Annotated in this window: 13 protein-coding genes; 6 read left to right on the forward strand and 7 right to left on the reverse strand. The window is 47.4% G+C overall.

All coding sequences use genetic code 11. The annotated features are described in order from the left end of the window. Positions 1-412 precede the first annotated feature (412 nt). The 3 genes from mreD to Q1A08_RS12405 all read right to left on the reverse strand — a co-directional run bounded on the left by mreD (position 413) and on the right by Q1A08_RS12405 (position 2,901). Positions 413-904 carry a rod shape-determining protein MreD gene (gene mreD / locus Q1A08_RS12395; protein ID WP_299773342.1) on the reverse strand — a complete coding sequence of 164 codons (492 nt, stop codon included), beginning with the start codon at positions 902-904 and terminating at the stop codon, positions 413-415. Continuing rightward, positions 904-1,746, reverse strand: coding sequence for a rod shape-determining protein MreC (gene mreC / locus Q1A08_RS12400; RefSeq protein WP_299773641.1), 843 nt, complete (start codon positions 1,744-1,746; stop codon positions 904-906). Before mreC ends, mreD begins: the two co-directional genes overlap by 1 nt. A 120-nt stretch (positions 1,747-1,866) precedes the next feature. Further along, a complete protein-coding gene (locus Q1A08_RS12405) occupies positions 1,867-2,901 on the reverse strand; it encodes a rod shape-determining protein (protein WP_299773344.1) in 1,035 nt (344 codons plus the stop codon). Between the two features lie 639 nt (positions 2,902-3,540). On the opposite strand from Q1A08_RS12405, the gene gatC reads away from it, so the two are divergent. From gatC to Q1A08_RS12435, 6 genes are all read left to right on the forward strand, one after another. After that, complete coding sequence (gene gatC / locus Q1A08_RS12410; RefSeq protein WP_299773346.1) at positions 3,541-3,822, forward strand: Asp-tRNA(Asn)/Glu-tRNA(Gln) amidotransferase subunit GatC; 282 nt, start codon at positions 3,541-3,543, stop codon at positions 3,820-3,822. Positions 3,823-3,852: 30 nt separating this feature from the next. Further along, positions 3,853-5,307: an Asp-tRNA(Asn)/Glu-tRNA(Gln) amidotransferase subunit GatA gene (gene gatA / locus Q1A08_RS12415; protein ID WP_299773348.1), complete on the forward strand. Its 1,455-nt coding sequence runs from the start codon at positions 3,853-3,855 to the stop codon at positions 5,305-5,307. A gap of 12 nt (positions 5,308-5,319) precedes the next feature. Next, entirely contained in the window at positions 5,320-6,774 is a 1,455-nt protein-coding gene (gatB, locus tag Q1A08_RS12420; RefSeq protein ID WP_299773350.1) for an Asp-tRNA(Asn)/Glu-tRNA(Gln) amidotransferase subunit GatB, read from the forward strand. A gap of 75 nt (positions 6,775-6,849) precedes the next feature. Continuing rightward, positions 6,850-7,146: a PA4642 family protein gene (locus tag Q1A08_RS12425; protein WP_299773352.1), complete on the forward strand. Its 297-nt coding sequence runs from the start codon at positions 6,850-6,852 to the stop codon at positions 7,144-7,146. A gap of 62 nt (positions 7,147-7,208) precedes the next feature. Further along, on the forward strand, positions 7,209-8,003 hold the full coding sequence (gene cysZ / locus Q1A08_RS12430; RefSeq protein ID WP_299773354.1) for a sulfate transporter CysZ: 795 nt from the start codon (positions 7,209-7,211) through the stop codon (positions 8,001-8,003). A 372-nt stretch (positions 8,004-8,375) separates the two neighbouring features. Then, on the forward strand, positions 8,376-9,029 hold the full coding sequence (locus Q1A08_RS12435) for a hypothetical protein (RefSeq protein ID WP_299773356.1): 654 nt from the start codon (positions 8,376-8,378) through the stop codon (positions 9,027-9,029). On the opposite strand, the gene Q1A08_RS12440 is transcribed toward Q1A08_RS12435, so the two are convergent. The 4 genes from Q1A08_RS12440 to Q1A08_RS12455 all read right to left on the reverse strand — a co-directional run bounded on the left by Q1A08_RS12440 (position 9,007) and on the right by Q1A08_RS12455 (position 12,230). After that, the gene (locus Q1A08_RS12440) at positions 9,007-9,795 is read right to left on the reverse strand and encodes a DUF2145 domain-containing protein (RefSeq protein ID WP_299773358.1); all 789 of its coding nucleotides are present in this window, start codon (positions 9,793-9,795) and stop codon (positions 9,007-9,009) included. The genes Q1A08_RS12435 and Q1A08_RS12440 overlap by 23 nt on opposite strands. 35 nt (positions 9,796-9,830) lie before the next feature. Beyond that, on the reverse strand, positions 9,831-10,190 hold the full coding sequence (locus Q1A08_RS12445) for a hypothetical protein (RefSeq protein ID WP_299773360.1): 360 nt from the start codon (positions 10,188-10,190) through the stop codon (positions 9,831-9,833). Positions 10,191-10,319: 129 nt separating this feature from the next. Then, on the reverse strand, positions 10,320-10,745 hold the full coding sequence (locus Q1A08_RS12450) for a GNAT family N-acetyltransferase (RefSeq protein ID WP_299773361.1): 426 nt from the start codon (positions 10,743-10,745) through the stop codon (positions 10,320-10,322). A gap of 48 nt (positions 10,746-10,793) precedes the next feature. Next, a complete protein-coding gene (locus tag Q1A08_RS12455) occupies positions 10,794-12,230 on the reverse strand; it encodes an FAD-binding oxidoreductase (protein ID WP_363323533.1) in 1,437 nt (478 codons plus the stop codon). Positions 12,231-12,348 lie beyond the last annotated feature (118 nt).

Genomic DNA, 12,348 nt, shown 5'->3' on the forward strand with positions numbered 1-12,348 from the left:
CGGCCAAGCCCAAATTTTCTCCAGGAAAATTAGTCGTGTCGCTTTACGGTTGCTGGTCAGCCTCTGTAGAAACTAAGACCTACAATGTGCAACTAACTAACACTCCCTCCAAGAAGATCCCATTAAACCTCTTCACTAAAAAGCTCCAAGACCACACTGTGTATTTTATCTATTAGTATGGCTGGGTTGCTTTATAGGCGACATGAGGATTCTAGGCTGACAGCAACAAAACTACAGCAGTAGCTTTTAGCCCTTGTAGTACTGGGTCAGGAACCGTAAAGCGACATGGACGTCGCGACCCGAGCGCCCCGGATGGCTTGAGCGCGTTCCAGAACCAGTACTACAAGGGCTGAAAGCGGGAAGCATGCACCTAACTAGAAAAACGGCACCTGGAATTTAAAAGAAAACCAACTCAAACCCCAAGCCGCATCACCCAACATAGGCGATCCAAGCCATGGCTCAACAAAGGCCAGATAAACGCAGAAATTAAAGCAGGCGCCCAGAAGTAGGCGAAGAGTGCTTCGCGCCCTAGCAACATCGAAACCCAGTACAGAAATAATTCATGCACCGCCACAAGCGCAAAAATCCACATCATCTGCTGGATAGTGCCATAGGTACGCAAACGGTGAATACTTAACTGAGTGATATAGATGGTGACAACCAAAGCCAACGCATGCTGCCCCAGCAAACTGCCCTGCACCACATCTTGCACAAGACCCAACAAAAAGGCCATGCCCACCCCCAGCAACTGAGGAAAGCGTAAAACCCAATAGATCACCAGCAAACACATCAACTCTGGGCGTAACCAGCGCCAATCAAGAGGCAATGGGTACACCATCAAAACCAGAGCGACAAGAAAACTTAAACCAATTAGCCAACTATTATTGAGCTTGCCACCCTCCATTAAGGGCGATCCTCATTACGTTGGCCACTAAAGGCTAACAAGACATGACGACTGCGATTAAGCTGGGCTTTCGGGCGCGCAATAACCGTCGCAAAAGACTTACCAGGATCATGCAGAATGGAAACAACATCGGCAACCGGGTAGCCCACCGGGAAGCGTTGCCCTAAACCAGAGCTCACCAACAGATCACCCACTTTGACATCAACCGTGTTGGATACATGGCGAAGCTTAAGCTCGTAAAGATCACCAGTGCCTTCCGCAACAGCACGAACACCGTTGCGATTAATTTGCACAGAAAGCGCATGGCTAGCATCAGTGATCAAAAGTACACGGCTAAAATAGGGGTTTACTTCAATCACCTGCCCCATTAAACCGTAAGCATCTAATAAGGGCTGACCAACGAAAACGCCCTGCTCACTACCCTTATTGACCACCACAACCTGTTCAGTCGGGTCTGGCGACACACCGATTAGCTCAGCGATTAAAACACGGTCTTGCACCAGCTCAGCAGAGTTCATCAACTGACGCAGACGGGCATTATCGGCGGCCAAAGTAGCGTACTGCTGCAATTTACGTTGCAAAATTAAGCGCTCGCCCTTTAAAGAACGATTTTCTTCCAACAACTCTTCGCGTGATACCAGCGAATCATCCAGCCAATTACTGAAGCGATTCGGTAAATCGGTGATCCAATAAAAACCCAAAGCAAAGCCATCAAGCTTTTCTTTGACAGGTTCAATAGAAGGGCTAAAAAAGCGACTGGCAATAATAAGAGCGACGGCGATTAGCGCCAGCACAAATGCACGCAATGCCTTGGATGGGCCTTTGTTAAATAGTGGTTTTATGGCCGTGGTCCTATCCTAAACGCCCAACAGTAAAATCTTTCGGGCAACGATCAAACAGGGCTCAGCGGCCCTAAACCAAAAAGCCCGACACCTTAGCGTCGGGCTACTTTTGCCGCTAGCTTAGCTAGACAGCAGATCAATATTGCGGCTATCCATCAGCTCCATGGCTTTACCTCCACCGCGAGCAACACAGGTTAGAGGATCTTCAGCCACAATCACCGGCAGGCCAGTTTCTTCGGCCAACAAGCGATCCAAATCACGCAACAATGCACCACCACCGGTAAGTACAATACCGCTTTCAGCAATATCAGAAGCCAATTCAGGTGGTGATTGCTCAAGCGCCGATTTCACCGACTGCACAATACCCGCAAGGGTCTCTTGCAGAGCTTCTAGAATTTCATCGCTATTCAAAGTGAAGCTGCGCGGCACACCTTCGGCCAAGTTACGACCACGAACGTCGATTTCGCGTACCTCGCTACCCGCGTAAGCACAACCCACTTCTTGTTTGATACGCTCAGCTGTTGCATCACCAATAACGCTACCGTAATTACGACGCACATAATTGACGATGGCCTCATCGAAGCGGTCACCACCAACACGCACAGAATCAGAGTAAACCACACCGTTCAAAGAGATAATGGCAATCTCAGTGGTACCACCACCGATATCAACAACCATTGAACCGCTGGCTTCTTCTACCTTTAAGCCCGCACCTATGGCAGCCGCCATTGGCTCTTCGATTAGGCGAACTTCGCGGGCACCAGCGCCCAAGGCCGATTCGCGAATGGCTCGTTTTTCAACTTCGGTAGATAGACAAGGTACGCAAACCAAAACCCGGGGGCTTGGCTGGAACCAGTTATTCTCGTGGACCTTCTTAATAAAGTGCTGAAGCATTTTTTCAGTCACTTGGAAGTCGGCGATAACGCCGTCTTTTAACGGGCGGATAGCGGTAATATTGCCAGGTGTACGACCCAACATACGCTTTGCTTCAACCCCAACAGCCTCTACGATTTTTTGTCCATTGTGCTGACGGATGGCCACTACTGAAGGCTCATCCAATACTATTCCCCGCTCACGCACATAGATGAGGGTATTCGCTGTTCCCAAATCGATGGATAAATCGTTGGAAAACATTCCGCGAAGGCCTTTTAACATGGGCTGTCTACACCTTTTATAGTCTTTAATTTTTTACATTATTAGCAGATTGAGTCTGCTTGCAGCCAGTAGTTCCCAGTCTTACGCAAAGACTGCCAAACGGCTCACAAAGCGCTGGGCTTTTGTGGGTCACTGGCCATTCATATATTCTGTTTCACGCACTAACTTCAGGTATCTCAAATACCGCAATGCGGGCTAAAAAAGAGCCTTTTCTAGGCGCTCCCCAGAGTGAATTTGAAATTGCTCAAAGCTTGCAAACAAATCACTCAGCCAAGCACTTAATTTAGCCGTCATTTTCGTGCCAATCTTAGGCGAAGATAGACGACGCCCACGATTGCCGCACTCTATCAATGGTCGCTGTCCAGAGCAAGGAGCAATTGGCCTATAGCGTCTTTTTCTCTGCAAGAAGACAGAAATTGAGCATTTTTTCGCCCCTGATTCCAGGATATTCCGCTCAATGTATTAGCCCCCTAACTAGGCCTTATATCAGGACTTACAAATCCATCATAGAAATTAGCATCCAAGGCTCGGTATATCGCCGCTATTCTGGCACAATAGGGGGTTTTGCGGGGTCAGCCTTGGCATTCCCAAAGCCAACCCCATATAGCGTATTCATTGCCCAATATTTGGAGTCCTTACGTGGATCAATCAGATATCGCCAAACTGGCCAACTTGGCCCGTTTGGACATTAACGAAACGACGGCCAGCGAAGTCGCCGAGAGCATTAACGGCATCCTAGGCTTGGTCGATCAGCTGCAAAATGCCAATACAGACGGCATCGCCCCGATGGCTCACCCCCAGGACGCTATGCAGCGCCTGCGCAAAGACGAAGTGAGCGAAGAGAATGTGCGTGAGCAATTCCAAGCCATCGCGCCCGAGGCCGAAGAAGGCTTATACCTAGTACCTAAGGTAATCGATTAATTAGCAGCCGCTTTCAGATTAGGATTCACTATGCATCAACTGACCATTCGCGAGCTGGCTAAGGGCCTACGCGACAAATCATTCAGCAGTGTCGAGCTTACCCAGCATTATTTGGATCGCATCCAAACACTCGACTCAGCCTATAACAGCTATATCACCGTCACCGCCGATCAAGCATTGGCCCAAGCCAAAGCCGCCGATGAGCGCATTGCTCAAGGTGATGATTCTGTCTTGTGCGGCGTGCCAATGGCCCACAAAGATATATTTTGCACCGACGGCATTAAGACCTCTTGTGGCTCAAAAATGTTGGATAACTTTGTGCCGCCTTATAACGCCACCGTGGTTGAAAACTTCAATCGTTTGGGCGCAGTAAGCCTGGGTAAAACCAATATGGATGAGTTCGCCATGGGCTCAACCAATGAATCCAGCTTTTATGGTGCGGTTAAAAACCCATGGGATACCAGCCGTGTACCGGGTGGATCTTCTGGTGGCTCGGCAGCAGCCGTCGCCGCTTTACTAACACCAGCAGCGACTGCAACAGATACCGGCGGCTCAATTCGCCAGCCCGCATCTTTATGCGGTGTAACCGGCCTTAAGCCAACTTACGGTCGCGTATCACGCTGGGGCATGATCGCCTTTGCTTCAAGTCTTGATCAAGGCGGCCCAATTGCACGCAATGCTGAAGACTGCGCCATCATGATGCAGGCCATGGCCAGCTTCGATAGCAAAGATTCCACTAGCATGGATCACCCTATCGAAGACTACAGCGCACTATTAGATAAACCACTCGCTGGCTTGCGCATTGGTGTACCAAAAGAATATTTCGGCGAAGGCTTAAACCCACAAGTGGCTGAGAAAATTCAGGCCGCTATTAAACAGTTTGAAGCTATGGGCGCCACCATTAAAGATATTACCCTGCCCCATAATTCATTGGCTGTACCGGCCTACTACGTGATTGCACCGGCCGAATGTTCAGCCAACCTGTCACGTTTTGATGGCGTACGTTACGGCCATCGCTGTGAAAACCCAGCCGACTTAATGGATCTGTATAAGCGCTCACGCAGCGAAGGTTTTGGTGAAGAAGTTAAGCGCCGCATTTTAGTGGGCACCTACGCTCTATCGGCCGGCTACTACGATGCCTACTACAGCAAGGCGCAAAAAGTTCGTCGCTTAATCAAGCAAGACTTTATGAACGCCTTTGAAGAAGTGGATGTAATCATGGGCCCAACGGCAACCTCTACCGCCTATGAGTTGGGCAGCTTAAACAAAGACCCAGTGTCCATGTACCTAGAAGATATTTACACCACGGCAACCAACCTTGCAGGCTTGCCGGGCATTTCAATTCCATGTGGTTTTGTCGACGGTTTGCCCGTTGGCTTACAGGTAACCGCCAACTACTGGCGCGAAGGTCAGCTGCTGAACTTGGCCCACCAGTATCAGCAAGAAACTGACCACCACCGCCAAACCGCCCCGAACGTGGCTTAAGGAGTTGACATAATGCAATGGGAAACAGTTATTGGCCTAGAAGTGCATGTGCAGCTGGCCACTAAGACCAAAATCTTTTCTGGCGCCAGCACTGCCTTCGGTGCTGAGCCTAACACCCAAGCCTGCGCCATTGATTTGGCAATGCCAGGTACCTTACCAGTCGTTAACGAGCAGGCTTATCGCTACGCCATTATGTTTGGCCTGGCGATTGATGCCGAGATTGGCAAGCGTTCTTTCTTCGAGCGTAAAAACTATTTTTACCCTGATTTGCCCAAAGGCTATCAGACCACTCAGCTAGAGCAGCCTATCGTTGGCGCCGGCCAAGTGGAATTAAATTTAAGCGAAGGTCGCACTAAAACCGTTCGCATTCACCACGCGCACTTAGAAGAAGATGCCGGTAAATCTTTGCATGAAGATTTCCATGGTATGAGTGGTATCGACCTGAACCGCGCTGGCACCCCCTTGATTGAAATTGTATCCGAACCGGATATGAGCAACGCCGAAGAAGCGGTGGCCTTTGCGAAGAAGCTGCACTCTATTGTTACCTCGCTGGGTATCTGTGACGGTGAAATGTCACAAGGTTCAATGCGTTTTGACGTCAACGTTTCGGTACGCCCGAAAGGCCAAGAAGAACTTGGTACTCGCACCGAAACCAAAAACCTCAACTCTTTTAAGTTTATGGAAGAAGCCATTTTGCTAGAAGTTGAGCGTCAAATTGATGTGCTTGAAAACGGCGGCGAAATCGTTCAGGAAACTCGCCTTTACAACGGCGATACCAAAGTGGCTCGCTCCATGCGCAGCAAAGAGGAGGCCAACGATTACCGTTACTTCCCTTGCCCAGATTTGTTACCGGTTGAACTGGATGATACGTACATTGATGCCATTCGCAATGATATGCCAGAGCTACCAGAGGCACGCTGCGAGCGCTTTAAAGCCGAATACCAGCTATCCGACTACGATGCCGATATTTTAAGTGGCGATATGGCTATGGCAGCTTACTTTGAAGCGGCCACTAAAGCTTGCGGCGATGCAAAGCTGGTTGCCAACTGGGTAATGGGCGACTTGGCCAGCAAACTGAATACTGAAGAGCTGAGCATCAGCCAAAGTAAAGTAAATGCCGAGCAACTAGCTGGTGTGATCAGTCGCATTAAAGATGACACGATTTCCAGCAAAATTGCTAAAGATGTCTTCGAAGGGATCTGGAATGGCGAAGGCGATAGCGCTGATGCTGTCATTGAAGCCAGAGGCTTGAAGCAGGTTTCAGACACTGGCGCACTTGAGCAAATGGCCGACGAAGTGATTTCCAATAGCCAAAAGCAAGTCGATAACTATCGCAACGCTGATCCAGACAAGCGCCCTAAGATGCTGGGCTACTTTGTGGGGCAAATCATGAAAGCTTCCAAGGGCCAAGCCAACCCTAAAGCGATTAATGAGATCTTATTGAAGAAGTTGGACGAGCTACTTTAAGAACGTTCTAACGCGAGGCCAAACAAGGCCTCGCTAATAATGCCGTGTAGATAATTAAAACTGAGAGCAATAGCCATGAGCTTAAAAAAAGACAAACAAAAAGTACTGGGCGAAGTCTTTGATGATGCCCGCATTCGTACCTTCCTAGACTTTGAGGCCCCTGCCGGGATCAATGCCGACTTTCATTTGCTAGAGAAAGCCTATCGCGGCATGAAAGCTGAAAATTTCTCTACTTTTTTAGATATGTTTATTACCGATGGCCGCGATATCAACGCCGCCAATAACGATGGCGAGAGCTTGCTACAACTGATTGCCGATCATAAACAAGCCGCGGAATACACTAGCAGCTTAAAGGCACACGGCGCACAATAAATACCTCTGTTTGCCGGCTTTCCTCGTCTAAGTTGAATTAGTGAATTAAGGATTTGAGCCCTATGAACTCACCCGTAGCTGCTACAGCCGGTATTAACAATGCACAAAGCGGCGCCAATTACCTATTAAATGGCGCCCGCCTAATGCTGCACCCCAAACTCAGAATCTTTGTATTGATTCCCATATTGGTCAATATTGTCATCTTTATGCTGACCACCGCAGCACTGTTTGCACAATTTACCGCCGCCACTCAATGGCTGACTGACTTTTTGCCCGATTGGCTAAGCTTTTTGGCCAATATTTTAGTGGGTATTGCCGTAGTGATGGTGTTATTGATTTACGGCTACAGCTTTAGCCTACTCACCAATATTATCGCCGCGCCGTTTTACGGAGTACTAGCAGAGAAAGTAGAAGAGTTGGTGACTGGCGAATCCATTGAAGGTGAGCCACTTTCACAAATGATTCCCCGTACCATTTGGCGGGAAATGGGCAAACTCTGGTACTTCATCACCCGCGGCCTTGCGGTTATGTTATGCCTGCTGGCTTTATCCTTTATTCCACTGCTTAATTTACTGGTGCCAATACTGAGCTTCGCCTGGGCCATCTGGACAATTTCAGTACAGTATGTGGATTACCCTGCTGATAACCACAAAGTAAGTTTTAAGGATTTACGCGCGAGGCTTTGGAAAAATAAATACAGCACTTATGGCTTGGGTGGCCTAGGAACACTAGGCGCGATGATCCCACTGCTGAATATTATCGTACTGCCTGCGGCCGTATGCGGTGGCACTTTATACTGGCTAAAAGAGTTACGCGAAAACCCAATGACTGAGCTACCAGATTTAAGCAAGCTGTAAAAATAGCTCTAAATAGATCTTAGTTATGCAGTAAGTTCGCTCACTGCATAACTAAAAAATATTTAAATCTAATAGCTTGCCACATCCCAGCTTTGACTATACTGAGCTTAATCCCCCTACTTTTAAGCTCTTATGTTAAAGTGCATCCCCCTTATACTTGCAGCCCTATCCAGCTACGTTTTTGCACAGAGCAATAACGTAAAGCCTGAAATTATATGGCTACAATTTGACTTCCCCCCTTATGAGATAGCCTCTGGCGAGAATAAAAATCAAGGCCAAATCGATCGCATACGCAGCTTATTTATTGAAAGACTACCGCAATACAAACACCAAAAGCCAACACTGGTTAATCAAGCAAGAATGGATAGATTGATGCATCAGAAAAACAGCTGCCATATGTCGATGTTAAAACCCGAAAATCCAAAGCCCCACCTCATCTACTCCAAGCCCCATATGACAGGAACGCCACACCACATTGTGGCCAGCGAAAAAGCTAAAGACCACTTTTACCGCAATGGCAAAGTCATTCCCTTACGTGAATTACTTGAAGCGGGTGAGCTGTCACTCAGCGTACCATCTCGTTCTATGGGTAGCCCGCTCAATGATATTTTTAAAGAGTACCAGCAAAATATTTCTATCCGCGAAAGCTCCAATGTCGGCATCGATTTCTTTACCCTTATCGATAAGGGGCGCATTGACTACACGATTGAATACCCAACCGCCATTAACAGCTGGAATCAAATACACCCCGATAACAAGCTGATCGCTATCCCTATCCAGGAGCTCAAATCATACTACCCCATCGGCCATGCCGCTTGTAGCAACTCTGCCTTAGGCAATAAAGTGGTTAATGATATCAACAGCAGCTTTGAAACTTTGCTACAAAACGAAGACTATATAGAGAATTACTTACTGTATTTGTACCCGGAAAACCTACACCCCCAGCTGCGCCAACAATATCAAGACAGCATCTTCAATCACTATCATTTCTCCGAACCCGCGACTACGCACTCTCTTGCAAAGTAGTTGAGTGCTGGACCAAATCATAGCGCTGCAAATAGCGCTCGATACTACCAAATGTCGCCATTCTAGGGCGCCCGTTATGATCCTTCGTTACAATCTCCTTACGAAATAAGGCACCTAGAGATATCTTTAATCGACTCATGCGCAACTTTTGGGGTTCAAAATAAGCACTAGTATTAGCCTTTAACTGATCGATATCCGTCGTTTGATAAATGGCGGCGTTAAGCAAATCCAAGGTGTACTCTGTACAGTTTTGGTATTGCTGAGTAAGCGGATTAGAAATCAGGGAGTATTTGGGGTTGTGCAAGCTTTTACTTGCACCGCTGTCGATTAAATCAATAAGACGAGACTGAATTTCTTCACTAGGAATCACTATGCCTGCTTTCAATTCCTGCGCTCCCCAAAAGAAATCCATCGGATAATCTGTCAGCAAATAGCTACGTTCTGGCTGCGTAGGCAGTTGATACAAATTATGAATCGCGTAACCCTTTACCTCCTCACCATTGCTTAGCTTGATGTTTGAGTAGATCGCCACTGCGGTATGGGTGTAGCGCACGCCTTTAGGCAATTCATCTTCTGGGCGCCCAAGCCTGGCAATAATGAAAGCTCTTGCACCACGAGCCGCAGCATATTTTTCAACCCGCTTAGCAAATTGAGCAATTCTCTTTGGCTCATATTTAGCCACTACATCCGCTCGACTCCCAGCCACAGCATAGGAAGAACAAAGCATGATAAATAGCAACGAGAAAAACATACGATAAGGCACCATAGCTCAACTCCTTCCTTTGCTAACATCAATTTTAGCTATTGACTGGATCGCTGAATGGCTTGATTGGGAGTAGGCCCAACGGTGACGGTAGTCTCGCTCACTTCGAGTGCAGCTTTGCCTTTGGCCTTTTTAGACTTAACTCCATGGGATTTATAAGAAATAGATTTTGCCGATTCTGTCAAGACGCTGCCAGCAGCCACGCTAGCACTCCCAACAATTGCCACTGGCGCTGCAACGGCTGTAGAGGCTACTTTTACACCAGAATGCAAGCTATGTCCCACCGCCATCACGCTGTGCTTACTGGCCTGCCCGCTATGATTCACAGACTCACTTGCACACGCCGCAATAGGTGAAGTCAATAAAGCAAGCATTAAAAGAGTATTGATCCGTTTCATATGTACCTCGTCTTTGCAATAGATTACGAGGTGGAAACTAGCGATAGAAGTAAACCTTGTAAATTCGAAATACGACTGTATTAACTTACGACACGGGCGGTAGTAATAAGCGATACTTTCCCTAGAAGATTATCTCTTATTATAAATATCGTTCTGATAGCGCTCCATAAAGGTCTCCGGTTTGACCAAAGACGTAAAACCGAATTTTTCATAAAGGCCATGGGCATTTGATGTCGCCAGGGTAAATCGACGAAGCTGCTTTAAAGATGGATGCTCGAAGACTTGCTCTAGCAATGCCGCCGCTATACCTTGTCGTCGATAATCTGGCCAGACAATCACATCGACCAAGTTCGCAAAGGTCGCCATATCGCTAATAACTCGGCAAAAGGCAATCTGCTCGCCGTTTTTAAAAGCGGCAAAGCACAAAGAGTGATCAATAGAAGTTTGAACGGTTTCTAGGGAAATCCCTTTAGCCCAAGTACTTTGCTCACATAAAAAGCTATGGATCTTGCTCACGTCTAAACGTGATTTATCTTGGCTAAACTCAATATCCATAAAAGGGAGGCTTAGAGCACCAGCATGCTACCAATGCTCTATTTTTGATTAGGAATTAAATATCTTTCCAGGGTTCATGATGTTATCAGGGTCAAACACGGCTTTAATGCCTTGCATCAGGGCAACATCGGCATCACTACGCGTGTATTGAATATAATCTCGTTTCACCAAGCCAACACCATGCTCTGCCGAAATAGAACCTTGATAGTTCTCAACAATTTCAAAGACCTGCTTATTTACTGCTTGGCACTTTTCAAAGAACTCTTCTTTCGCCATATCTTCAGGCTTGAGAATATTAAGGTGCAAATTGCCGTCTCCAATATGGCCCCACCATACCAAGGTAAAATCTGGATAAGCTTGGCTGACAACCGCATCAATATCCTCTAAGAAGCCCGGTACCTGTGAGGTGGTAACCGAAATATCATTTTTATAAGGGGTAAAAGGCGCACAGCATTCGCCAAGGTTTTCACGCAATGCCCATAGATTCTCCGCTTGGGATTCACTCTGGGAAATAACACCATCGAGTACCCAGCCTTGTTCCATGCAGTATTCAAATACTTCCATGGCCGTTTCGGCATCCTGTTCAGATTGATTTTCGTATTCAATCAGTACATAAAATGGAGTTTCAGATTCAAATGGGCGCTGCAAACCGTGGGCTGTGGTTAGCTTACAGCCAGACTCGGAAAAGAACTCAAAAGCAGTTAAAGGCATGCGATTTTGAAAAGCGCGCAAGATCTCCATAATAGCGGACATTTCCGACACACCCAGCACTAAGACCGAAAGATCTTTCGGTGGCTGAGTTAAACGCATAGTGGCTTCTACGATAAGGCCAAGAGTACCTTCAGAGCCAGCAAACAAATGACGTAGGTCATAACCAGTATTGTTCTTAAGCAGGTTTTTGTTCAGATCAATCAGCTCACCCGTACCCGTCACCACCTTCATACCGGCAACCCAGTCTCGGGTCATGCCGTACTTGATCACCTTGATACCGCCCGCATTAGTGGCAATATTACCGGCAATTTGACTGGAGCCTGCAGAAGCAAAATCCACTGGGTAATACAAACCCTGCTCTTCGGCAAAATCCTGCAACTGCTGGGTAATGACACCCGGCTGACAAACCACGGTACGGTCAACAGCGTTAAAATCTGACATTTGATTCATATAATCAAATGACACAACGATTTCGCCCTGACTCGCAACGGCACCGCCACTTAGTCCGGTACGACCACCAGAAGGCACCAAGGCGATTTTCTCATCACACGCAAAACGAACCAGTTGCTGAACCTGCTCAACAGACTTAGGAAACACAATCGCTAAAGGGTTAACCTTGTAGAGCTTTGTCCAGTCGCAGCCATGCCCTTGTAAGGACTCTTCATCGATACGAACCTTATCGGCATCGATAAATGCTCGTAGTTGTTCGGCCACCTGCTGACGGCGCTGATCGCTAGGCGCGGTTATAAATTCGGAATTTGGCGTGCTGGGCATAAAGAACTCACTGCTACTCGCTACTATGGTATTTGGCACTGCCCTATTTTTGCTTGTAGGTTGCCGGGCAGTTGCTTGCTATTTGGCTTGGGTCTTGCTGCCCAAGGGGGCGATATTT

It is taken from the genome of uncultured Pseudoteredinibacter sp. (assembly GCF_947500695.1).
In the GTDB taxonomy this organism is placed as follows: domain Bacteria; phylum Pseudomonadota; class Gammaproteobacteria; order Pseudomonadales; family Cellvibrionaceae; genus Pseudoteredinibacter.